Origin of the sequence: Streptomyces sp. NBC_00390 (genome assembly GCF_036057275.1) — a bacterium.
Lineage (GTDB): Bacteria > Actinomycetota > Actinomycetes > Streptomycetales > Streptomycetaceae > Streptomyces.
In genome coordinates, this window is the sequence record NZ_CP107945.1 from 7,456,523 (window position 1) to 7,479,716 (window position 23,194).

The following is a 23,194-nucleotide window of genomic DNA, read 5'->3' on the forward strand; positions in this document are numbered from 1 at the left end:
GCCGCACCCCGAGGGCCTGCGCGCAGGGCGCCGCATGCAAACTGGTCGTCGCCCTGCACACCTCATGTGAAGGAACGTCAGATGACCACTCCGGCCGCACTCGATCTCCAGGTGGGCGGCGGGACGCTGCGCGTCCTGCGCTTCGGCGAGGGACCTCGCACCGCCGTCGCGGCGCACGGAATCACCGCGTCCGGGATGTCCTTCCGGGCCGTCGCCCGCCATCTGCCGCCGGACTGGTCCCTGTTCGCCCTCGACCTGCGGGGCCGGGGCCACAGCGCGTCGGCCCCGGGCCCGTACGGCCTCGACACCCATGCCGCCGATCTGTGTGCGGTCGCGGAGCGGTGGGGCGGCGGCGCGCCCGTCGCCATCACCGGCCAGTCCATGGGCGCCTGCGTCGCCCTGCGCGCAGCCGCCCGGCGCCCGGAGCTCTTCGACCGCCTGCTGCTCGTCGACGGCGGTCTGCCGCTCCCGGTACTGCCGGACACCGACCCCGACGCGGTCCTCGACGCGACCCTGGGCCCCGTCATCGCCCGGCTGTCCCGCACATACGAGAGCGACGAGGCGTACCTCGACCTCTTCCGCGCCCATCCCGCCCTCGGCCCGGAGTGGAACGAGGACATCGAGGCCTACGTCCGCTACGACCTCACGGGCCCCGCGGGCGCCCGCCACTCCCGCGCCCAGGAGGGCCCCGTCCGCCACGACGGCCGCGAGCTCCTCACCTCGGCGGCGTCGTTCGCGGAGGACCTGACGGGCCTGACCGTGCCCGTGCGGTTGCTGTACGCGCCGCGTGGCCTGATGGGCACGGAACCGGGCATGCTCCCGGCCGCGCTGGTCGCACACTGGACGGCACAGGTGCCACTGCTGACCGCCGAGCCGATCCCGGACTGCAACCACTACACGATCCTCATGGGAACAACGGCGAAGACCGTCGCGGACCGCCTCGCCTGTGCGTCTGACCAGTGGACGTGACCGTCGTCCGACCGCGCGCGAGGCACGTCTCCGGAGGCACGCCTCCACGGCGCCGCCCCGCCCCGGTCCCTCGCCGCAGATCTCGCAGCGCACCGGACGACTGGAACTCTTCCCGGCCACGGCCCTGGCCCATGCCCGCCAGGCCCGCCTGAAGAACACTCACCTGCTCGCACTCACCGCCGGCATGGCCGTACGCGGCGCGTCACCGCTTCGGGAGGAGCTTGTGCCGTCCACAGCGGAGGGCACATGGCAAAGGCAAGGAGGTCACCCACTCCTTGCCACTCTCAACGTATAGCGCACCGGAGGGCTTGCGGCAAGACCGGGGTCGTGCCGCAGAATCGTCGGCCGAGGCCAGGACCTGCGCAAATCAGAGATTCGCGAAGTACGTGTTCTGTTGTCTGTGTATGGGGCACGTGGGGACGTCGAACCGCCGGCGGGACTTGCGGTGCGTCGCGGGCACTCGGCTCGGAGGTGCGGGTGTGCGCGCCGCCGGACTGCGCGGAGCGGGCGGCCGAAATTCAACATCGTCAAATGGGGGTTTTCATGATTGACGTGATCGTGGTCGGCGGCGGACCGAGCGGCCTGATGCTGGCCGCCGAGCTGCGGCTGCACGGCGTGCACGCGCTCGTGCTGGAGAAGGAGGCGGAGCCGACCGCGTACGTCCGCGCGCTCGGCCTGCACGTACGCAGCATCGAAGTGATGGACCAGCGCGGCCTGCTGGAGCGGTTCCTCGAGCACGGCAAGCAGTTCACGGTCGGCGGCTTCTTCGCCGGCCTCGGCAAGTCGTGGCCTGACCGGCTGGACAGCGCACATTCGTACGTCCTCGGCATCCCGCAGACCGTCACTGATCGTCTGCTGGCCGAGCACGCCACCGAGCTCGGCGCCGAGATCCGGCGCGGCTGCGAACTGGTCGGGCTGAGCCAGGACGAACACGGGGTGACCGCCGAGCTGGCCGACGGCACTCAGCTGCGCTCGCGCTATCTCGTCGGGTGTGACGGCGGCCGCAGCACGGTGCGCAAGCTGCTCGGCGTCGGCTTCCCCGGCGAGCCCAGCAGGGTCGAGACGCTGCTGGGCGAGATGGAGGTGGCCGTGCCGCCGGAGACGGTGGCCGCCGTGGTGGCCGAAGTCCGCAAGACCCAGCTTCGGTTCGGCGTCGGACCCTTCGGGGGCGGGGTGTACCGCGTTGTCGTGCCCGCCGAAGGGGTGGCCGAGGACCGCTCGGTCCCACCGACCCTCGAGGAGTTCAAGCAGCAGCTGCGGGTGTTCTCCGGCACCGACTTCGGCGTGCACTCAGCACGCTGGCTCTCCCGCTTCGGCGACGCCACCCGGCTGGCCGAGCGCTACCGGACCGGCCGGGTGCTGCTGGCCGGCGACGCGGCGCACATCCACCCGCCGACCGGCGGGCAGGGGCTCAACCTCGGCATCCAGGACGCGTTCAACCTCGGCTGGAAACTGGCCGCCGAGGTCAACGGCTGGGCGCCGGAGGGCCTGCTGGACAGCTACCACGCCGAACGGCACCCGGTGGCCGCCGACGTGCTGGACAACACCCGCGCACAGATGCAGCTGATGTCCGTCGAGCCCGGTCCCCGGGCAGTGCGCCGGCTGATGTCGGAACTGGTGGACTTCGAGGAGGTGAACCGGTACCTGATCGAGAAGATCACCGCGATCGGGGTCCGCTACGACTTCGGCGAGGGGGATGAACTGCTCGGCAGGCGGCTGCGGGACGTGGGGCTGAAGAAGGGGCGTCTCTACGAACTGATGCGCGGCGGGCGCGGACTGCTGCTCGACCAGACCGGCCGGCTCTCGGTGGCGGGCTGGGCGGACCGGGTCGACCACGTGGTCGACGTCAGCGAGGAACTGGCCGTGCCCGCAGTGCTGCTGAGGCCGGACGGCCACGTGGCGTGGGCCGGTGAGGATCAGCAGGATCTGGTCAGCCGGCTGCCCAAGTGGTTCGGCGCCGCCGTCAGCTGAGCGCGCAGCTGTGCCCCGACGGGGCGGACCTGTCTCCGCCGGGTTCGGCGCGGTCCGGCGCCGTATCCCGCCGGGACCGGGGCCACCGGCGGTGGTGGTGGTTCGGCGTCGCGGTCGGCTCCTCCGGCGGCGGACATCATGACCAACCGCAACGGACGGCTCGACCGGGATACGAGGTCTTCGTCGCCAGGGGCGACGTGACCGGCTTTGAACCTCCCGGCTCAGAACTCGTAACAAGGCAAGACGTGTTGAGCGTGGAGAGGGCCGCCCGATCGCACCTGCGCGGCCGGGGCGGCCCTCAGTGACTAGTCTGGGTCACCAGGTGTGCGCGACGTCCACCATGAGCTTGTCGCCGGACTGCAGCACGCGGAACGGAAGCTTGGCCCGTACGCCCAGGCCGACCTGGGTCTGCCCTTCGAAGCTCGCCCCGAACTTGGTGTCCTTGAACGTCTTGTAGCCGGTGATCTTCACGCCCGGCAGCGGCTGCGCAGCCTTCCCGGAGTACGTCGGCTTGCTCGTCGCCGGGTCGTAACTCGGCGCCGACACGAAGATCTCCAGAATCGCACCGCCCTTGACCGGGATCTGCTCTCCGGAACCGTCCTGGTGGAAGGCGGGCACGTAACCGACGTGGTAGCCGATCTTGCCGCTCACGCCTTTCACGTCGAAGACCATGCGGTCGTAGCAGGTGTTTGAGCTGGTCGTGATGTTCCTCAGCGGCTTGGAGTCCGTGTCCGTGGCCGACTTGACACCGCTGCCCCAGGCGGTCGAACAGGCCTCGGCCGAGGCGCCCTTGTTCGTGTGACCGGTCGTGGCGCCGGCCGTCCCGGCCGTGCCGACCAGCCCGGCACCCGCCAGCAAGAGCGCTGCGGCCGTGGTTCCTAACTTACGCATGACATACCTCGGAGAAGTCGAATGAAGATCCGTACGGGGCGGGATTGCCCCGTACGTGATCTTCACTCTTTCGTCAGCCCGGGCCGGCCCCCATCCGCGTTAGTACTCAAATCGAGTATGAGTACTAGCAAGTTGGTCTGGCGGCAATCAGCTCGCCGGCACCCCGGCGCCCCGCGCGGATCTGAAGGACGCCCGCCTTCCTGTTCCGCTGCCGGGACGGACCGGTGCCGCTACGCCCCGCCTTCCGGGCCCCGGTCGTCGTGAAGGACAAGAACTCTGGATGCAGCAGTCCGGTGCAGTGCGTCCACCGTGGTCATCTGGTCCTTCGCCCGGTCCTTGAGCGTGTCGAGCCGTGATGCCTCGAAGCGGCCGGACGCGGAGGCCGGTCCAGTCAGCGCCTGCCACAGCTGCTGCTTCCCCTGGATGCCCAGCCGAAGGGTCTCCAGCTCGATCAGCGTGCTCAGGCCCGAGCGGTGGTAGAGCCGGCCGTTCGGCTTGAGCCGGGCCACCTTCTCGCCGGCCCAGCCCCCGTAGACCTTGTAGCGGTGAGGGCGGACATCGAGGAGTTCCATCAGGTCGAGAAGACTCTCCCGGTCCTCGGCGATGTCGTCGGCGAGGCGCTGCAGCTCCCCGGCACGCGCCGACGACTGGTGGGCCCGGGCAATGCGCCGGGACAGCTCGACTCCGGCGGTGGCGCCTGCCAAGTGATCGTTCAGATAGATCTGCAAGGATTTGTGATGCATTGATGCATCATTCCTCGAATGGGAGCTGAGTCACGGAATCCATGAGGTGTTCCCTCTTCGGTGGTATGCGAGGCGCGCACAGCCTGCGGCGACGCGGGAACGCGTCCGTCCGACGTGGGGCCGGAAGTGAGACCCGGGCGCATCCGGCCGCCGGCGGGGCAGGGCCCTGTCGAGAGGGGGTCGATCACGAGATATCTTGATGTCGAGCAATGTTGCAGACGTGGAGCGGAGCACCGGTGACTGACTCGACCATCATCTATACGCACACTGACGAGGCCCCGGCCCTGGCGACGTATTCGTTCTTGCCCGTCGTCCAGGCGTACGCCTCGACGGCCGGCGTCAGTGTGGAGACCCGTGACATCTCCCTGGCGGGGCGGATCATCGCCAGCTTCCCCGAGCGTCTCGAGGACGGGCAGCGCATCGATGACGCACTCGCCGAGCTCGGTGAGCTGGCCAAGACTCCCGGGGCGAACATCATCAAGCTGCCGAACATCTCGGCCTCGATCCCGCAGCTGAAGGCCGCCGTCGCCGAGCTGCAGCAGCAGGGCTACGCGCTGCCCGACTACCCGGACGACCCGAAGACCGACGAGGAGCGCGACATCCGCGCCCGCTACGACAAGGTCAAGGGCAGCGCCGTCAACCCGGTCCTGCGCGAGGGCAACTCCGACCGCCGCGCCCCCGCCTCGGTCAAGAACTACGCCAAGGCGCACCCGCACCGGATGGGCGCCTGGACGCCCGAGTCGAAGACGAACGTCGCCCACATGACGGCCGACGACTTCCGCTCCACCGAGAAGTCCGTGGTCGTCCCCGCGGCCGGCTCGCTGCGCATCGAGCTGGCGGGCGACGACGGCACCACCACCGTCCTGCGTGAGTCGGTACCGGTACTCGCGGGCGAGGTCGTCGATGCCTCCGTCATGCGGGTCGCGGTGCTCCGTGAGTTCCTCGCCGCGCAGGTGGCCCGCGCCAAGGCGGAGGGCGTGCTGTTCTCCGTGCACCTCAAGGCCACGATGATGAAGGTCTCCGACCCGATCATCTTCGGTCACGTGGTGCGCGCCTTCTTCCCGAAGACGTTCGCCGAGCACGGCGAGACGCTCGCCGCGGCCGGTCTGACCCCGAACGACGGCCTCGGCGGCATCCTCAAGGGCGTGGAGTCCCTGCCCGAGGGCGCGGCCATCAAGGCGTCCTTCGAGGCCGAGCTCGCCGAGGGCCCCGCCCTCGCGATGGTCGACTCCGACCGCGGCATCACCAACCTGCACGTGCCGAGCGACGTCATCGTCGACGCCTCGATGCCCGCCATGATCCGCACGTCCGGCCACATGTGGGGCCCGGACGGGCAGGAGGCCGACACGCTCGCCGTCATCCCTGACAGCAGCTACGCCGGTATCTACCAGGCGGTCATCGAGGACTGCCGCGCGAACGGCGCGTACGACCCGTCGACGATGGGCTCGGTGCCGAACGTCGGTCTGATGGCACAGAAGGCCGAGGAGTACGGCAGCCACGACAAGACCTTCGAGATCGCCACCACCGGCACCGTGCGGGTCCTCGACGCCGACGGCAACGCCGTGATCGAGCAGACCGTCAGCGCCGGCGACATCTTCCGCATGTGCCAGACCAAGGACCTGCCGATCAAGGACTGGGTCAAGCTCGCCGTCACCCGCGCCCGCGCGACCGGCGACCCGGCCGTCTTCTGGCTCGACGAGGGTCGTGCGCACGACGCGCAGCTGATCGAGAAGGTCAAGGCGTACCTGACCGAGCACGACACCGACGGTCTGCAGATCGAGATCATGTCGCCGGTCGACGCGATCACGTTCTCCCTGGAGCGGATCCGCCGCGGCGAGGACACGATCTCGGTCACCGGCAACGTGCTGCGTGACTACCTGACCGACCTCTTCCCCATCCTCGAGCTCGGCACCAGCGCGAAGATGCTCTCCGTCGTCCCGCTGATGAACGGTGGCGGCCTGTTCGAGACCGGCGCCGGCGGTTCCGCGCCCAAGCACGTCCAGCAGCTCGTCAAGGAGAACTACCTCCGCTGGGACAGCCTCGGTGAGTTCCTCGCGCTCGCGGTCAGCTTCGAGCACCTCGCGCAGACCACGGGCAACGCACGTGCCCAGGTCCTGGCCGACACGCTCGACCGCGCGACCGGCACCTTCCTCAACGAGGACAAGTCGCCGAGCCGCAAGCTGGGCGGCATCGACAACCGCGGCAGCCACTTCTACCTGGCCCTGTACTGGGCACAGGAGCTGGCGAAGCAGACCGACGACGCCGAGCTCGCCAAGGCGTTCGCCGCGCTGGCGGAGACGCTCGCCGCGCAGGAGCGGACCATCGTCGACGAGCTGATCGCGGTACAGGGCTCGCCGGCCGAGATCGGCGGCTACTACCGGCCCGACGTCGCCAACGCCTCCGCCGTCATGCGTCCGTCGGCGACCCTCAACCAGGCGCTCGCGACCCTCGCCTGACCCGCATCCGGGGGCGCTCCCCGGCGGCACCTGTTCCGCCCCGGCCCGCATTCGCAGGCCGGGGCGGACGTGTCTTCGTCAGGCCTTCGGTTCTCCGGACACAGGCCCGGCAGCCCTCGCTGCCCGCCGCGTCAGTGACGGCGTGAGCACACAACAGCATGACCGAATGACGACAGGCGGCACGACGGCCCCTGTCGCTCCAGAGCCGTCGTGCCGCCTGCCGTGGATGTCAGTAGCGCTGCACCAGCGGTGTGCCGGCGAACCTGGAGCCCGAAAGACCCAGCGTCGCCTCGTACGCCTTCTCGTGGTCGCCGCTCTGGTCGTGCGCCTCGATGGCGTCCGCGACCGCTTCACGCAGCGCCTTGTCGTCCTTGGCCATGCCGATGCCGTAGGGCTCCTCGGTGAACCGGTTGCCGACGACCCTCAGGTCGTCCGGACGCTGGGCGGCGTAGCCCATGAGGATGGCGTCGTCCGTCGTGACCGCGTCGACCTTGCGCTCGAGCAGCTGCTGGACGCACTCGGAGTACTTGAGCGTCGCGACGGTCGTGGTGTTGTAGTCGGGCTTCTGGATCTCCCGGAGCGCGGTCGCGCCCTTGACGGAGCAGACCGTCTTGCCCTGGAGCGAGAAGGGCCCGCTGATGGTCCGGTCGTCCTTGCGGACGAGCAGGTCGGCGCCCGCCATGAAGTAGGGGCCGGCGAATCCGACGACCTTCTTGCGCTCCTCGTTCATCGTGTAGGTGCCGACGTACAGGTCGATGGCACCACCCGATATGGCGGCCTCGCGCTCGCTGGTGACGAGGGTCCGGAACTCGATCTTCTCGGGTGAGAAGCCGAGATCCGCGGCGACCATCTTGGCGATCTCGATGTCGAAGCCGGACCGCGTACCGTCCTTCTCCTCGAAGCCGAGGTACGGCTGATCGTTCTTGACACCGATGACGAGCTTGCCCTTGCGCTGGGCACGCTCCAGGGTCGGCGAGTCCAACGTGACGTTCTTGGCGACCACGTACGTGGGCAGCTCGGGCCGGTCCAGGCTGCTCGGGCTGCTGCTCTGCTCGTCCGTGGCCCCGTCGGAGCTGCCGCCACAGGCGGTTGCGGTGAGGGCGACCACAAGGGCGATCGCCGCGGACGCGGCAGACTTACGCGGCTTCATGGTGGAGCATCCTTCATCTCAAGTGATCACCCGGCGGTACGGGAGGCACCGTCGAGCCGGGTCGCCCGCAGCAGGGACGGCGCTCGGGCGGCCGCCGACATGCCCGTCATCGGCTCCGGGCTCCGCCCCCTCGAATGGAAGGACACTACGGACGAAGCCCCCTCACCGTCACCAGATCTGAGGTGAAATTGAGCATCACATTCCGGATACGGTGATCACTCGGCCCACACGGTGATCACCTGGGCCGATGCCGTCAGGCGCGTCCGCGGCGCCACTGTTCGACGACCGCCTCGACGTCGTACGGCTTGAGCCCCGGCGCAGGGCCCGGAGGCGGGCGCAGCATCATCGCCGAGATCTTCTTGTTGATCTCCGCGACGATGCGCCGCACGGCCTGCTCCGAGGGTGCGGCGGCCGCCTTCTCCAACGCGTCCTCCGCCTCCTTGCGCAGAGCGAGAGCGGGTGGCAGCGCCGCGAAGCCCTCGCGGTGCAACTTGCTCTTGACCCACCACAGCTCGTCGTACGGCTCCCCGCTGTCCGGCAGAGGCTTGCCCATCCCCGGCAGATCCCTGAACGCGCCACGCTCCGTGGCCGTGCGGATCTGGTGATCGACCCAGGACTCGAAACTGACGCCTTTCGGCTTGCGCTCGGTCATACGTTCCAGCCTAGGTGTCCGGTCACCGGGGATGGGCCGGGACGGCCCTTCTGAACCCGCTGACGGTGCCGTGCCACGCGGTGCCGTGAGCGTCACCTGCGCAACCGGGCCTGCGACGGGCCGCCGACCGGACCGGAGGCGCCCCGCACGGCGTCCGATCACGTCGGCGGGTTCCGGCAGGTACCGGTGCATCGAGGGTCCACGGCCCGCCGCTCGACGGGTGCGGCAGGCGCGCATCCAGGCTCTTCTCCCGTCAGGCGGGTCATGTGAGGGGCGAACGAGCGGACAGAGCGACTCCAGGGAACCGGTTCGTGTTCAGCAACGAGCCGCAGTGGAAGGCCTCACCGGCCGGCCGGGACCGCCGAGCCGGTCCCGAACAGGCGCAACTCCCCGTCGAGGACGGGCTCGACATCGGCGCGGCCCCGGGCGGCAGTTGCGGACCGCTGTCCGTGCGCCTCCCGGCCGGCGCCGGAGCCCGCACCGAACTCGAGCCCGGTGCCCAGGCGTTGGAGCGCGATGGCCGTGTCCCGCAGCTGCCGCCTCCCGTGAGGGGCCACCGGTGATCGAGCGCTCCCGGGCGCTCGCTATGATCACGCGTGGCAAGGCTGTAGCGCAGAGGTCGTCGCGCCCTAGCTTCAAGCTGGAGGACGTCGGTTCGAATCCGACCGGCCTTGCCACTTCTTGTCGTGGATGGAGAGTCGATGGCGTCGGTTCGTCCCGGGCGGACTGAGGGCACTGCCGTCCTCGTCGAACCGGGCACCGGCGATGGACCGGTGGAGTGGTGATGACGCAGCCGACACCCGTACGCTGCCCCGCGATCGAGCACCCGGACATTGCGCTCGCCGACCCGGCGGGCCTCGGCCCGCTGCTCGGCCGGCTGGTGTCCACGCGTCCCGTCGAGGCCGACGAGGCGTTCGAGCTCGGCACGCTGCGCGCGGACGGGCGCGTCGACCTGTGCAAGCAGGGGCTCGGATCCCGCGGCGCGGCGCGGCTCATGCCGGCAGCCGCCGCCTCGCCGCACGCCGTGCATGTGCTGCTCGGCACCAACGCCATCGGTGACGAAGGTGCCCGGACCGTCGCCGGCGAGCTCGGGGCGGGGCACGGTCTGCGGACCCTGTATCTCGGATGCAATCGCATCGGCCCCGACGGCGCCGCCGCCCTCGCCGGCGCACTGTCGTCGGACGACACCGTCCGCGCCCTGTGGCTCAAGCGCAATCCGGTCGGCGACGACGGTGTCCGTGCCCTCGCGCGCATGTTCCGCTCCAACACCGCCCTGCGGACACTCGACCTGGTCAACAGCGGGATCACCCCCGACGGCCTCGGCGCGCTGCTCGCCGCTCTCAGCGCACGCCCCCAGCCGGTGGAACGCCTCTTCCTCGGCGGCAACGGCCTGGCCGCCGACGCCGCGCCGCTGCTGGCCGCCCTGATCCGCGAGGCGGGCGTCCGCGAGCTGTACCTGCCGGCCAACCATCTGGGCGACGAGGGCGCTGCGGCACTCGCTGCCGCCGCCGACCCGGCCCACCCGGTCCGCCTCGGACTGGGCGGCAACGGCATCGGCCCCGCCGGTGCCCAGGCGCTGGCCGACGCGCTCGGCGGGATCGAGGCGCTCGATCTGGGCCGGCCGCCGTCGGAGCGGAGCCTCGGAGCCAGCGCCAACCTCACCGGCGACGCCGGAGCCACCGCACTGGCCGCCGCGTTGCCGGGCAGCCCGCTGCGCCGGCTGGAGCTGTGCCACACCGGTCTGACCGGGCGAGGAGCGAAGACCCTGCTGGCGGCCGTCACCGACAATTCGCGTCTGGAGTACGTGGGTCTGGGGCCCGGACTGCCCCGCCGGGTGAAGCGGTCCATGACACTTCGGCTGCGTCCGGCCGGCCGGACGCACCCCGATCTGCGCGCGATAGGAAGTGTCTACCGGTGAGCCACCGAGCCGAGCCGTACTGCTTCCCTCGGGACGAGGCGTCGAGCTGGGAGCGGATCCGCCGTTACGCGGTGCCCCGGTGGATGATCGAGCGCGCCACCGAGCGCCGCCTCGCCGGCGACTGGCCGGGCGCGTGCGCGGCAGCCGGCGTCGACATCGCGTTCGATCCCTCCGAAGTCGCCCGCGAGTACGGCGAGCCGGTCGCCGCGGCTCTCGAGGACGATCTGCGCCACCTCGCTCCGGACCTGCTGCGCTGGCACCTGCCCCGGTGGCTGGGCGGACGGACGACACTCGCCACGGATCGCACCGTCGTCCTCGCCGGCTACGGACCGCCGGCCCGGGACGGCGGCAGCCCGGGCGCGCCGTACCTCCACGTCACCACGCCCGCCATGATCGACGGACCGCAACGGATCAGCCTGAGGTTCCAGGCGGTCGTGAGCGCCCAAGCACCCGGTGTCTTCGGCCGCCGCACCGACGACTGGACGACGGCGCGGCATCTGTGGGACACACGTCGCACCGCCGAGCTGCGCCAAAGGTACGGCGGAGGAGACAGAGCACCGTTCTTCCGCACCGACGGCGGTCTGCTCGAGACGCACGAACTGCCCACCGCCGAACCCGGCGCCGGCGACCCGGCCGCACGCGCCGAGTGGGTCGCACTGATTCAGCAGAACGGCACGCTCGCCGAGGCGTTCGCCGCCGCGGGCATCGAGCTCGACCTGACGGCGCCGGCCGCGTCGCGCTGGTACCGGGTCGACCCGGAGGCCGTTCTGCGGAACCTCGCGCTCGATCTCACCCGCCTGGAGCCCGCGGTCCGCCGTCTCGCGGACGCGGGCGTCGGTGACCGCTTCCAGATCACCGACGGCTGGCGAAGCTCCGCCCTGTTCGAGCTGACGGATCGTGGCCCGCTCGGCAGGCTGAAGGTGAGGGTCGTCGAGCGCAACGACGCCCAGGACGTCGCTGTACTGCCCGAGGCCCTGTGGCGTCGGCTGCCCGACCTCGACCTGCTGCGGACCGGCGCGATCGCACCGCAGGGCCTGCACCCGCTGGTCGCTGCGGCGCTGTTCCCCGACCTCGTCCCCGCCGGTCCTGCCGGCCCGCCCGGGCCCGGGAGCCCGGCACCGGTCCCCGTCAGGTGCCGTGGCGAGTGGCACGAGGTGGCCTTCCGCGGCGGTCGTCTCGACATGCCGCACAGCGAGGAGGAGCAGCAGCGTGAACGCGCGCTGCACGCCTTCGGAGGGGCCGTCGCCGGATGCTTCGCCGTGCAGCACGCCGCAACCTCGGGAACCGGCCGGCTGCCGAAAGCGCTGCGGGCGCAGCGGCGTGAGCTGTTCCTGCGGGCCCAGCACGGCGACACCCCGGGAGTTCTGGAGCTCCTGGACGCGGGTGTCGACCCCCGGGTGCGGGACGGTGGCGGACGCACCCTGCTCCATGTGCTGCACCTGCTCGACCACGAGCCGCTCCTGTCCCGGCTGCTGTCGGCGGGACTCGATCTCGAGGCCACGGACCACCGTGATCGCACCCCGCTGTTCGTGGCGGTCAACGACGCCGGCTCGAAGGCTCTCGTGGAGGCGCTGATCGAGGCCGGGGCCAGGATCGACGCGGTCGACCAGACGGAGCTGTCACTGGCCCAGGTGGTCCGCAAGTACCGCCGGGCCGACCTGAGGTTCCTCCATGACCGGGTGCGGGCGGAGCACCCGGGCATCGGCGCCGACTGGTGGAACGAATGGCATGAGGACGAGGAGGAGGACCGGTGAGCGCGGACCGTGGTCTGCGAAGCCCCCTGGCTGCCGCGGACGACCTCAACCGCCGGCTGAGCGCAGTCCGCACGGAGCCCTCCGGCCATGCCCAACTGGAGGCGCTGGCACTGGCCGTGACTGCCAACCAGCCCGTCCTGCTGTGGGGCGAGCCCGGCATCGGCAAGTCGGCCGGCATGGAGCAGCTCGCCGCCGGGCTGGGTCTGCCGCTGGAGACGGTCATCGCCAGCGTGCACGAGCCCTCCGACTTCGCCGGCCTGCCGATCGTCGGCGACGACCCGGCGACCACCGGCGTCCCGATGGCACCGCCCGACTGGGCGGTGCGGCTCGCCCGGGCCGGAGGCGGCCTGCTCTTCTTCGACGAGCTGTCCTCCGCGCCACCGGCCGTCCAGGCGGCCCTGCTGCGCGTGGTGCTCGAACGCCGGGTGGGCAGCCTGGTCCTGCCGGAGCCGGTGCGGATCGTCGCCGCCGCCAACCCGCCCTCCAGCGCCGCCGACGGCTGGCACCTCACGCCGCCGCTGGCCAATCGCTTCGTCCACCTCGACTGGACCCACGATCCCCGGACGGTCGCACGCGGCATGGCCGGTACATGGCCGAAGACGGCCGTCCCGGTCGTCGATCCGGCCAGAGTGCCGGGCGCCGTCGCCCGGAGCCGTGGCGCGATCTCCGGGTTCCTCACCGCGAGACCCGGGCTGGTGCACCACATACCCGCCGATGCCCAGAGCCGGGGCCGGGCGTGGCCCTCACCGCGTACCTGGGAGATGGCGCTGCGGCTGCTCGCGGCCGGACACGCGACCGGTGCCGGCCGCGAGGCGGTGGCAGCGGCGCTCACCGGCGCCGTCGGCGACGGGGCGGGTATCGAGCTGCTGTCCTATCTGGAGCATCTCGACCTCCCGGACCCCGACCGGGTACTCGCCGATCCGGACTCCTTTGCCCTGCCCGACCGCGGCGACCGGCAGCTGGCGTTTCTCATCGCGGTGGTCGCCGCGATCCAGGGCGACCTCACCCGCAAGCGCTGGGAGGCGGGTTGGGCCGTGCTGGCGAAGGCTGTCGATGCGGGCGTGCCCGACGTCGCGGCCCGGGCCGCCGTCGACCTCGCCGCGATGCGCGACACCGACTGGCCCGTGCCCCAGGGCATCGACGGGTTCCTGGAGCTGCTCCAGCTGTCGGGCGCCCTGCCCGGCAGCGGCTGAGGGCGGGCATGGCGCGCAGCGGTGCCGCACTGGACATGACCAAGCTGCTGGCCGCCCGCTTCCGGGCGGCCGGCGACCGGCCCTATCTCGCCTCCGCGCTCTACGCCCTGACCGTTGTGGCGTCTGCCGAGGTACCGACGATGGGGGTGGACCGGCGCTGGCGCTGTTATGTGTCTCCCGCGTTCGTCGATGCCACGCCCGTCGCGGAACTCGCCGGCGTCTGGGTGCACGAGGTCGCGCATCTGCTGCGCGACCACCACGGTCGCGCCGACCGGCTGCCCGCCGCCGACCAGCGCGACCGGCACCGGGTCAACGTCGCCCAGGACTGCGAGATCAACGACGATCTCCTCGCCGACGGACTGCGACTGCCCGCCGACCGGGTGGAACCGGCCCGATTCGGCCTGCCCGAGGGCCAGTTGTTCGAGACGTACCTGGCCGGCCTGCCGCCGCTCCCGCGATCGCACGACTGCGGCTCGGGCGCCCACGGCCGCCCGTCACCCTGGGAACTCGACGAGTCCGCCGGTCCCGCATGCCTCGGACCGGTCGAGGCCGAGGCACTGCGGCGCCACACCGCCGAGGCGATGCGCGCCCATCGCCGCAGCCGCGGCACCCTCCCCGCGGGCTGGCAGCGCTGGGCCGACGAGCTCCTCGAGCCCACGGTGGACTGGCGCCGGGCCCTGTCCGGAGCAGTCCGGGAAGCGGCAGCGTGGGCCGGGGGAGCCGTCGACTACACCTACAGCCGCTCCTCGCGCCGGACACCCGCGCTGCGCGGAGTCGTGTTGCCGAGTCTGCGCCGCCCGCTGCCCCGTGTGGCCGTTGTCATCGACACCTCGGGTTCCATGGGCGATGCCGAAATCGCAGCGGCTCTGGCGGAGGTGACGGGGGTCCTGCGTGAGGTGGGCGTACGGGGCAACCGTGTCACCGTGCTGGCCTGCGACGCCGATGTGCACGCCGTGTCCCGGGTCACCGCAGCCGAGCAGATCACGCTGGCCGGTGGCGGTGGTACCGACATGCGCGTCGGTATCGGCGCCGCGCTGGCGACGGCCGACCGGCCGAACATCGTCATCGTCCTCACCGACGGCTTCACGCCCTGGCCGGACGAAGTGCCGTCCTGCCGGCTCATCGCCGCCCTCGTCGGTGACGCGGCACCCACTCCTCCTGCCTGGGTGGAGACGGTACGCGTCACCGTGTGACGGGCTGCGCCCCGCTGTGGGCTACCCGGAACGGAACCGTCCCGGGCGCCCACATCGTGGTAGCTCCGTGAGCAAAGGCGAGGAGAGGGGAGACCGCCATGGCCGCCGGCGCCGTACGGATCGACGGGAACAGCCTGCTGCTGGGGGGCAGCGTACGGATCCGGTTCATCCGGACGCTGCGCCTGCCGGAATCCGGGACGCATCCGCTGCCGCCGGGACTGGGCGAGTTCCCCGTGCGGCGCGTCGAGGACCACCCCGGCACCGTCCCGCCCGAGTGGCTGGCGCGAGGCGGAGTGATGCTGCCCGTGTATCTGCGGGAGGCGATGTGGCTGAGCTTCGCGGGCACCCATGAGCCCGCCGCGCTCCAGGTCGGCGTCGGCAAGGTGTGCGCCGTCTCCGGTGAGCGGTGGAGCGGCCGGCTGGGGCGCACGCCGCAGAACTATGCGGTGCTGCCCCGGCAGCCGTGGCTGGACGGCATCAACTCGGGCAAGGGCACGGTACGTCAGTTTGTCGCGGTGCCCCTGGGCCTCGGGGCCACGGTGGAGGGACAGATCACCGGCGAGGAGACCACGGGCGGCGTCCAGTTGCAGGCGTTCTCGCTGGCCGGGCAGGCACTGACAGCCTGGCGCGAGGAGCAGGAGGCCCGGGCACGCGCCGCGGTCCCGCCCCCGTGGCCCGGGGCAGCTCCGCAGAACCCGTCCGTCACCGCGCCCGGCGGCTACGGAGGAGCCTTCGCAGCCGGCATGGCCGCGGCTCCGCCCGCCATGGCCCCGCCTGCGCCGGGCGTCATGCCCGCCGCGCCCGCTGCGGCGGCGGGGCCGCCCCGGCAGGCCGCCGCGATGGGGCTCGGAGCGGGCGGCACGATGCGCCAGGAGGTCTACCAGGACGACCGGCGCCTGTCCGACTGGGCCGAGGCGCCCTCCGGCCGGGTGTTCGTGCACCTGGTGACCCCGCCGGAATGGCGCCGTATCACGGGTGAGGCGGCACCGCCGTCACCGGTCGACCGTGCCGCCTACACACAGGCCGGACTGCCGTGGTTCGACTACTACGACGAGGACGGCACCGATCTCGCGCCGGCCGGCGCCCTGGGCGGGGTCAAGCCCGTGGGCGACTGGCTCGGCGACGACGACATGCCGTGGCAGGCGCCGGGAACTCACCAGATCCATCCGCTCGGTGACGCGCCGGCGCCCGGAAAGCCGGTGGCGGACGGGGACTGGTGACAGGGACCATCGCCCGGCGCCGTGCGGCGCCGGGCGATGGTCCGGCCGTCGATCCGTCGTTCCTAGAAGGTGAGGTTCCAGGCGTCGATCCTGCCGACGTCCTGGGAGGCGATGTCGCGTACGCGCAGCTTCCAGGTGCCGTTCGCCGCCTCGGACGAGGCGTTGACCGTGTAGGTCTTGTTCACGTCGTCGGCGCTGTCGCTGTTCGGGAAGTCCTCCAGCGGGTACACCGTGCCGTCGGGGGCCACGAGAGAGACCACGAGGTCACCGCGGTACGTGTGCTTGATGTTCACGCCGACCTTGAGGGCGACCGGGGCGTTGCCGGTGACGCCGGTGACCGGAATCGGGCTGTCCACGGTGGCGTTGTCCGCGATGGTCACGTCGGCGAGGTTCTCGAAGTACTTCCCGGGCGGCGGAGTGCTGCCCTCGACCGCCTTCAGCGCGTCGACCTGGCCCTCGCCGAAGAAGGCGTTCCTGGCCGTGGTGCCCGTGCACCGGCTGTCGGACGGGCAGGCGATGTCCGTGGCCTGCTCGCCCAGCTTGGCCCGGATGTCCGCCGGCGTGTACGCCGGATTGACGCTCGCCAGCAACGCGGCCACTCCGGCGACGTGCGGTGACGCCATCGAAGTGCCGTTCATGTTGCCGTACTTGCCGCCGGGAAGCGTCGAGTACACCCCCGATGCCCCGTCGCCGCCGGGCGCCGCGACGTCGATGACGCTGTTGCCGAAGTTGGAGTACGACGCCTTCACGTTGCCGTTGCCCATCGAGGCGACGGTGACGACGCCGGGCAGCTCGGTCGGGATGTCGATGCAGGCGTTGGTGATGGTGCGGGTGACCGGGGTCGAGTCGTTGGGACTCGAGGAGTCGGTCGTCTTGTTCGCCAGGTTGTAGTTCGAGTTGCCGGCGGCGGCCACCTGCAGGGAGCCCTTGCCCTCGGCGTACGCCTGGGCGCGCTTGACGCCCTCGATGATGGCCGCCTGGTCCACGTTGTCCGGGCAGTTGAACATCCACGGATCGGTGTAGTAGCTGTTGTTGGTGACCTTGAAGCCGTGGTCACCGGCCCACATGAATCCGCAGATGGTGTTCTCGGCGAAGAACATGCTGGTGTCCGGCTCGGCGATGCGGACGGAGGAGATCTTCACGCCCGGCGCGACGCCGATGACGCCCTTGCCGTTCTTGGCGGCCGCGATCGTCCCCGCGACATGCGTGCCGTGCTCGCCGACGTCGCGCCAGGCACCGGCACGGGTGTCCGCCTTGCCGTAGGCGCACGAGACGGAGTCGGCCGCGTTGAAGTTCGGCGCGATGTCCTGGTGCTGGTCGTCCACCCCGGTGTCGAGCACGCCCACCTTCACGGTGGACGAACCGGTCGTCACGGCCCAGGCCTGGTCGGCCTTGATACGCGTCATGTCCCAGCGGTTGGACTCCGTCAGCGTGGTGGGAGTCTGTGCCGGGCTCGCCGGCAGAGCCGGGTCATAAGCGTCGGCGGGCACGTCCGAGGTCCGGGTCGCGCCGACCTGCTGCACACCACTGACCCCCCGCATGGTGCCGGCGAAGGACGTGGACGCCGAGTGGGCCACGATCACGCCGATTGCGTCGTGGTGCGCGAATACGGTGCCCCCGTTGTTCGTGACCGCCGTCCGCACGGCCGAGGTGTCACCCGGCGCGGTGATGACCAGATAGGCACGGGTGCCTGCGGCCCAGGACGACGACGATGACGAAGACGACGGTGAGGAGGGAGCGGCCTCGGCGAGACCCGTGGGGGCCATGAGCGCGACAGCCGTTCCGAGCGCGGCGGCCGCCATGGAGCGTCTCAGCCGGCTGGATATGAAGGGAAGCAATGCGTCCTCCGAAAACCCGGCGGCGCTCGTGGCACCGGCCGGGTCATGTCAAAAAGTGGTCGAGGCAAGATCTCAGACACCCGCCCGTCAAGGGAAGTGTCTTGCCCTGCCCGACTGTTCGTCCGGCAGCCACAGGCGCGACCGGTTCCGGTCCCGCCCGACGCCTGGCGGTTACCGCGCAGTAGTGCAAGGATCGGCACCGGTTGCCGGGCGAGGGGAAGGGGCGGCGGGCCATGGCCGAGCTGCACGATCTGACAGCGCTGGAACAGGCGGACGCGGTGCGCTCGGGCACCGTGTCGCCGACCGAACTCACCGAGCACTATCTCGAGCGGATCGACCAACTCGACGAAACCCTCGGGGCCTTCCTCACCGTCACCCCCGAACTCGCCCGCAAGCAGGCGGCCGAGGCCGAGGCCGCGGCCCTGACCGCGCGGCGTGAGGACGTTCGGCTGGGCCCGCTGCACGGGGTGGCCGTACCGGTGAAGGACCTGAACTTCGTCGCCGGTGTGCGCTGTACGCGCGGATCGCAGGCGTTCGCCGACTTCACGCCGGACGTGGACGACCACGTGGTCACCCTGTTGCGCAACGCCGGGACGGTGATGCTCGGCAAGACCAACACCCCGGAGTTCGGACTGCCCTGCTACACCGAGAACCGCCTCGCTGCGCCCGCCCGTACTCCGTGGGATCCGCAGCGTTCGGCCGGAGGCTCGTCGGGCGGCGCGGCCGCGGCCGTGGCCGCCGGTCTCGCACCGCTGGCGCACGCTTCCGACGGAGGCGGTTCCATCCGTATCCCGGCATCCGTGTGCGGACTCTTCGGCGTCAAGCCGAGCCGTGGCCGGGTGAGCGCGGGACCGACGCTGCACGATGTGAGCGGCCTGAGTACCTCCGGCCCGCTCGCCCGCACCGTGGCCGACGCGGCCGCGCTGCTCGACGTGCTCTCCGGCCCGATGCCCGGCGATCCGTACGGCGCACCGTCGCTGCCGCCCGGCGAAACCTTCCTGTCCGCCGCGGGACGCGAGCCGGGGCCGTTGAAGGTGATCGCCCTGGCCGCCCCGCCGCTGGACGGCGTGGAACTGCATCCCGACTGCCGGGCGGCCTACGACGGGGCCGCCGGGCTGCTGCGCGATCTGGGCCACCAGGTGGAGGAGATCGAACTGCCGGTGGGGGACCAGTTGCGGGAGGCCTTCGGGCACATCTGGACGGTGATGGCCACCGTCAACCCCGTTCCGCCGGAGCGGGAAGAGCTGCTCATGCCGCTCACCCGGCATCTGCGGGCGGCCGGACGGCAGGTGAGCGGCACCGACTTCGCGCAGGCCCTGTACACCTTCCGTGCTTTCGGGCAGCTGGTCGCGGACGCCCTGCTGTCGGCGTACGACGTCATTCTCACGCCGACGCTGGCGCAGCCGCCCGCCCTGGTGGGCGGCCTGCGGGACGACAGCGACCCGTCGGCCGAGTTCGAAGGGCTGGCGGCGTTCACACCGTTCACCCCCCTGTACAACGTCACCGGGCAGCCGGCTGTCAGCGTTCCCCTGCACTGGACGGAGGAGGGCCTGCCGATCGGAGTGATGCTGGGCGGCCGCTACGGCGACGACTCCACCCTCATTTCCCTCTCCGCCCAGTTGGAGGCCGCCAGGCCCTGGGCACACCGCCGTCCCTCCGTCTGGTGACGGCCGAGAGGCGGCGCGGCCGGGTCAGGCCGGGATGGGGATCGTGCCGAGGGGCTTGCCCGTGGGCTGCGGTGAGCCGCCCTCGGGCTCGACGGTGATGCCGATGGCCGTTGCACTGCCGACCGGGCCGCGAAGGACACGCATCTGCTGCTCGCCGGTGCCGGCCGGCAGGGCGGCCGGACGCAGAGGACGTGGTCGCGGAGGGCTTGGTCGTGGGGGCTTGATCGTGAAGAACGGCGGAGGAAACAGGGGTGAGGTCCCGCGTCGCAGGGCCCTCACCGTCCGGCCGGGGGGAAGCCGGCCGGTCAGGGGTCAGCGGCTGTTGCAGTCCCAGTGGCCCTTGACCCACTTCATCTCGAAGTGCCCGTGGGTCTTCTCCCAGAACGGGTGGCCCGTGTGGTGCCGGCCCTCGTGGATCACGAAACCCTGGTGCCAGTCGCCGGGCCGCTCGAAGTAACCCTTGTGCCAGACCTTGTGGTGTGCCTTGAAGGCCATGTGCCACCTCTTTTCCCAGTGGCCCTTCTCCCAGGTGCACCGGCTGTCGAGGACGCTCGAGACGGTCGCGGCCGTGGGCGCCGGGGCGGCGGCAGCGGGAGCGGCGGCGCCGAGAGCGGCACCACCGGCCAGCAGTCCGGTCGCGGCGAAGCCGGCGACCAGGCGCTTGATCCGGACGGGAGCTGTCATGTTCCCCACCTCCTCCAAATTCCTGTGTGGGCGGTATGACACAAGCGATTCGCAGCCGGCGCCGATCCGGATGGTTGCCAGGGGAGAAAAAGTGCAAATCTGGCTACTTGGTCCGGCCTGGATCCCCGGGTACGGTCACCCCATGCAACGGGTCGCCGCTGTCCTGATCGATATCGACGGTGTGCTCACGGTGTCCTGGAAACCACTGCCGGGTGCCGTCGAAGCCATGGAGCGCCTGCGTGAGGCGGACATCCCCCTCGCGCTGCTGACCAACACCACCTCGCGCACGAGGGCGTCCATCGCGGCAGCCCTGGCCGACGCCGGGTTCCCCGTCACCGAGGGCGACATCTTCACCGCTCCCGTAGTGGCGGCCACCTACCTCGCCGAGCACTGTCCGGGGGCCCGGTGCGCGCTGCTGAACAGTGGGGACATCCAGGAGGACCTCGCCGGCGTCACCCTGGTGGATCTCGACGACCCGGCCGCGGTGCCGGATGTGATCCTCGTCGGCGGCGCCGGACCGGAGTTCGACTACGCGGCCCTCAACTCGGCCTTCGCCCACATCCAGCGCGGGGCCCGCCTCGTCGCCATGCACCGCAACCTGTACTGGCGTACGGCAACGGGTCTGCAGCTCGACACGGGCGCCTTCCTGGCGGGCCTCGAGCGAGCGGCGCGCGTCGAGGCGGAAGTGATCGGCAAGCCCGCGGAACCGTTCTTCGCCACGGCCCTCGCCCATCTCGGGGCCGGCGCCTCGCAGGCGCTGATGATCGGGGACGACATCGAGTCCGATGTGCTCGGCGCCCAGCGCCACGGCATCACCGGCGTCCTCGTCAGGACCGGCAAGTACCTGCCCGAGGCCCATCGGGCCGCACCCGGCGAACCGGACCATGTACTGGACTCCTTCGCCTATCTGCCCGGTCTCCTCCAGCGCCTGGGCCGCTGACCCGGCGCCGCTTCGCTCCGCGGCGGCCTCCCGGACCCTCCACACGGTCCGGGAGGCGGCCGTCCGGCGTGCCGTCAGCGTGAGCGCCGGCGCAGCGCGCGGACCAGAAGTACGGCGACGATCACGGCGGCTGCGGGGACGGCCGTCTTCCGCAGAAGGACCGGCAGCACAGCGGCTCCCAGGTCCGCCGCCTCCGGTTCGGCCGCCGCCGGGATGCCGGATCGGGGCGTGCCTGAGCCGGTGTACGCGTCCGCCGGACTGCGCAGCAACTCCTCCAGTCCGGAGGCGAACTGCCGGACGATCCGGTCGCCGACCTCCGCCATGATGCCGCGCCCGAACTGCGCCGGCCTGCCTGTGATGTCGAGCTCGGTGAGCACCCGGACGCGGGTACCGGCCGGGTCCGCAGGATCGGCCGTGACAGCGGCGACGACCCGGGCCGCTGCCGTGCCGGCGCCCCTGGCCTCGCTCCCGCTGAGGTCGAGGACGAGGGTGCGGCCGGGCTCGTCCCGGGTCACGGTGCCCTCGCCGCGGTAACTCATCTGCACCGCACCGATCTTGACCTTGATCCGGCCGGTGAACCGGTCGCCGTCCAGCATGTTGAGGAGCGCGCCCGGCATGCAAGGGGCGACGCGGCGGAGGTCGAGGAAGAGTTTCCAGGCATCGTCGGGCGTGGCCGGGACGGTGAAGGAGTGGTCGAGTTGCATGGGGATGTCCAATCGTCAGGGGTGCGAGCCGGGCTCTTGGTCCCGGGCAGCCGTACGGATCAGGTCGCGCACCCGGCTCGGCGAGAGAGGGCCGCGTCGGACGACCACGCCGAGCGGGCGCAGCGCGTCCTCGAGGGCGCCCGCGAGCACGGCCTGCGGGGCGATCGCGCCGCCTTCGCCGAGTCCTTTGACGCCGAGGTCGTTCATGGGACTCGGGGTGAACAGCTCGTCCATGTCAAGGTCCGGGATCTCCGACGAGGTCGGCACCAGGTAGTCCATGTAGGTGGCGGTGCGAGGCTGGCCGTCGGGGCCGTAGACCATCTCCTCGTACAGCGCTCCGGCGATGCCCTGGGCGACGCCTCCGGTGACCTGCCCCTCGGCGATCAGCGGGTTGACGATGACGCCCGCGTCGTGGACGACCGCGTACTGCAGGATCTCGATCTCTCCCGTGTGCTCGTCGACCTCGAGCACGGCCGCATGGGCGCCGCTCGCGACCGCGAAGCCCGGCGGCCGGAAGTGGACCGTCTCGCTGAGCTCGGTGCCGTGCCGGCCGTCGGTCGGCTCGGGAGTTCCCGGCAGTGGGGCCTGCCCTGCCAGCTGGGCGAGCGTGAGCGACGGGCCGTCGGCCGTCCTGGGAGCGATGACTCCGTCGTGCAGATCGAGGCTGTCCGCCGGCACGCCGAGCCGGCGGGCGGCGGCGTCGACGGCCTTCTCGCGCACGAGCCGGCCGGCGCGGTGCGTGGCGTTCCCCGCGTTGACCAGGGCCCGGCTCGCGATGGTGCCGACACCGAACGGGGTCGCGTCGGTGTCCCCGCCGACCACGTCGATGATGTCGAGCGGCACTCCGATCGCGTCCGCGGCGATCTGCGCCATGGAGGTCCGGTGGCCTTGGCCCTGAGACGGCGTACCGATGGCGAGTCGGACGCGGCCGTCGGGCGCTATGTCGATGCGGGCGGTCTCGAACGGGCCGAGGCCGGTCGCCTCGATGTACATGGCGAACCCGACACCCACACGCCTGCCGTTCCGCGCGCCGTCGCGCTGGCGGGCGCGGACTTCGGGCACGTTCACCTTGGCGGCGGCCCGGCGGAGCAGTTCGGGAAAGTCGCCGGAGTCGTACGACTGCGGTTTGCCCGAGCGGTCCACCAGGCCCGTCCGGTACGGCATCTCCTAGGGCCGCACCACGTTGCGTGCCCGTAGCTCCGCGGGGTTCCATGGCGAGCCGGTCGGCGAGCCGGTCCATCGCCCGCTCCA

General features: G+C 71.3%; 20 protein-coding genes. 11 read left to right on the forward strand and 9 right to left on the reverse strand.

Annotated elements, in window-relative coordinates; translation table 11 throughout:
* The first annotated feature begins 81 nt into the window (after positions 1-81).
* Together OHS70_RS33160 and rox are read left to right on the forward strand one after the other, a co-directional pair.
* The gene (locus OHS70_RS33160; protein WP_328403624.1) at positions 82-969 is read left to right on the forward strand and encodes an alpha/beta fold hydrolase; all 888 of its coding nucleotides are present in this window, start codon (positions 82-84) and stop codon (positions 967-969) included.
* A 543-nt stretch (positions 970-1,512) separates the two neighbouring features.
* Entirely contained in the window at positions 1,513-2,940 is a 1,428-nt protein-coding gene (rox, locus tag OHS70_RS33165) for a rifampin monooxygenase (RefSeq protein WP_328403626.1), read from the forward strand.
* A 315-nt stretch (positions 2,941-3,255) separates the two neighbouring features.
* Here the strand turns inward: rox and OHS70_RS33170 are convergent, their stop codons facing one another.
* Both OHS70_RS33170 and OHS70_RS33175 read right to left on the reverse strand, forming a co-directional pair.
* Entirely contained in the window at positions 3,256-3,831 is a 576-nt protein-coding gene (locus OHS70_RS33170) for an AMIN-like domain-containing (lipo)protein (RefSeq protein WP_328403628.1), read from the reverse strand.
* Between the two features lie 230 nt (positions 3,832-4,061).
* Positions 4,062-4,574 (reverse strand): hypothetical protein, encoded by a 513-nt coding sequence (locus OHS70_RS33175; RefSeq protein WP_328403630.1) that lies wholly within the window; start codon positions 4,572-4,574, stop codon positions 4,062-4,064.
* A 236-nt stretch (positions 4,575-4,810) separates the two neighbouring features.
* Here OHS70_RS33175 and OHS70_RS33180 point away from each other — a divergent pair, with 236 nt between their 5' ends.
* Positions 4,811-7,030 carry an NADP-dependent isocitrate dehydrogenase gene (locus OHS70_RS33180; RefSeq protein WP_328403632.1) on the forward strand — a complete coding sequence of 740 codons (2,220 nt, stop codon included), beginning with the start codon at positions 4,811-4,813 and terminating at the stop codon, positions 7,028-7,030.
* A 229-nt stretch (positions 7,031-7,259) separates the two neighbouring features.
* On the opposite strand, the gene OHS70_RS33185 is transcribed toward OHS70_RS33180, so the two are convergent.
* Both OHS70_RS33185 and OHS70_RS33190 read right to left on the reverse strand, forming a co-directional pair.
* Positions 7,260-8,180, reverse strand: a complete 921-nt coding sequence (locus tag OHS70_RS33185; RefSeq protein WP_328403634.1) for a glutamate ABC transporter substrate-binding protein — start codon at positions 8,178-8,180, stop codon at positions 7,260-7,262.
* A gap of 253 nt (positions 8,181-8,433) precedes the next feature.
* Positions 8,434-8,832, reverse strand: coding sequence for a J-domain-containing protein (locus OHS70_RS33190; RefSeq protein WP_328403636.1), 399 nt, complete (start codon positions 8,830-8,832; stop codon positions 8,434-8,436).
* Positions 8,833-9,143: 311 nt separating this feature from the next.
* On the opposite strand from OHS70_RS33190, the gene OHS70_RS33195 reads away from it, so the two are divergent.
* The 6 genes from OHS70_RS33195 to OHS70_RS33220 all read left to right on the forward strand — a co-directional run bounded on the left by OHS70_RS33195 (position 9,144) and on the right by OHS70_RS33220 (position 16,110).
* Positions 9,144-9,395: a hypothetical protein gene (locus tag OHS70_RS33195; protein WP_328403638.1), complete on the forward strand. Its 252-nt coding sequence runs from the start codon at positions 9,144-9,146 to the stop codon at positions 9,393-9,395.
* A 221-nt stretch (positions 9,396-9,616) separates the two neighbouring features.
* Positions 9,617-10,750 (forward strand): gala protein, encoded by a 1,134-nt coding sequence (locus tag OHS70_RS33200; protein ID WP_328403640.1) that lies wholly within the window; start codon positions 9,617-9,619, stop codon positions 10,748-10,750.
* On the forward strand, positions 10,747-12,504 hold the full coding sequence (locus OHS70_RS33205) for an ankyrin repeat domain-containing protein (RefSeq protein WP_328403642.1): 1,758 nt from the start codon (positions 10,747-10,749) through the stop codon (positions 12,502-12,504). The genes OHS70_RS33200 and OHS70_RS33205 overlap by 4 nt, the downstream gene beginning before the upstream one ends.
* The gene (locus tag OHS70_RS33210; protein ID WP_328403644.1) at positions 12,501-13,697 is read left to right on the forward strand and encodes an AAA family ATPase; all 1,197 of its coding nucleotides are present in this window, start codon (positions 12,501-12,503) and stop codon (positions 13,695-13,697) included. The genes OHS70_RS33205 and OHS70_RS33210 overlap by 4 nt, the downstream gene beginning before the upstream one ends.
* An 8-nt stretch (positions 13,698-13,705) precedes the next feature.
* A complete protein-coding gene (locus tag OHS70_RS33215; RefSeq protein ID WP_328403646.1) occupies positions 13,706-14,890 on the forward strand; it encodes a vWA domain-containing protein in 1,185 nt (394 codons plus the stop codon).
* A 98-nt stretch (positions 14,891-14,988) separates the two neighbouring features.
* Positions 14,989-16,110, forward strand: a complete 1,122-nt coding sequence (locus tag OHS70_RS33220) for a hypothetical protein (RefSeq protein WP_328403648.1) — start codon at positions 14,989-14,991, stop codon at positions 16,108-16,110.
* A 62-nt stretch (positions 16,111-16,172) separates the two neighbouring features.
* On the opposite strand, the gene OHS70_RS33225 is transcribed toward OHS70_RS33220, so the two are convergent.
* Positions 16,173-17,912, reverse strand: a complete 1,740-nt coding sequence (locus tag OHS70_RS33225; RefSeq protein WP_328406084.1) for a S8 family peptidase — start codon at positions 17,910-17,912, stop codon at positions 16,173-16,175.
* Between the two features lie 269 nt (positions 17,913-18,181).
* Here OHS70_RS33225 and OHS70_RS33230 point away from each other — a divergent pair, with 269 nt between their 5' ends.
* A complete protein-coding gene (locus OHS70_RS33230; RefSeq protein ID WP_328403650.1) occupies positions 18,182-19,615 on the forward strand; it encodes an amidase in 1,434 nt (477 codons plus the stop codon).
* Positions 19,616-19,639: 24 nt separating this feature from the next.
* On the opposite strand, the gene OHS70_RS39175 is transcribed toward OHS70_RS33230, so the two are convergent.
* Together OHS70_RS39175 and OHS70_RS33235 are read right to left on the reverse strand one after the other, a co-directional pair.
* Positions 19,640-19,759 carry an anti-sigma factor domain-containing protein gene (locus OHS70_RS39175; protein ID WP_443062688.1) on the reverse strand — a complete coding sequence of 40 codons (120 nt, stop codon included), beginning with the start codon at positions 19,757-19,759 and terminating at the stop codon, positions 19,640-19,642.
* 168 nt (positions 19,760-19,927) lie between these two features.
* Positions 19,928-20,299 carry a hypothetical protein gene (locus OHS70_RS33235; RefSeq protein ID WP_328403652.1) on the reverse strand — a complete coding sequence of 124 codons (372 nt, stop codon included), beginning with the start codon at positions 20,297-20,299 and terminating at the stop codon, positions 19,928-19,930.
* A 142-nt stretch (positions 20,300-20,441) separates the two neighbouring features.
* Between OHS70_RS33235 and OHS70_RS33240 the strand changes: the two genes are divergently transcribed.
* Positions 20,442-21,239, forward strand: coding sequence for an HAD-IIA family hydrolase (locus OHS70_RS33240; protein ID WP_328403654.1), 798 nt, complete (start codon positions 20,442-20,444; stop codon positions 21,237-21,239).
* A 74-nt stretch (positions 21,240-21,313) separates the two neighbouring features.
* On the opposite strand, the gene OHS70_RS33245 is transcribed toward OHS70_RS33240, so the two are convergent.
* Positions 21,314-21,943, reverse strand: coding sequence for an SRPBCC family protein (locus tag OHS70_RS33245; protein WP_328403656.1), 630 nt, complete (start codon positions 21,941-21,943; stop codon positions 21,314-21,316).
* 15 nt (positions 21,944-21,958) lie between these two features.
* The gene (locus OHS70_RS33250) at positions 21,959-23,107 is read right to left on the reverse strand and encodes a xanthine dehydrogenase family protein molybdopterin-binding subunit (RefSeq protein ID WP_328403658.1); all 1,149 of its coding nucleotides are present in this window, start codon (positions 23,105-23,107) and stop codon (positions 21,959-21,961) included.
* Positions 23,108-23,194: the final 87 nt, after the last annotated feature.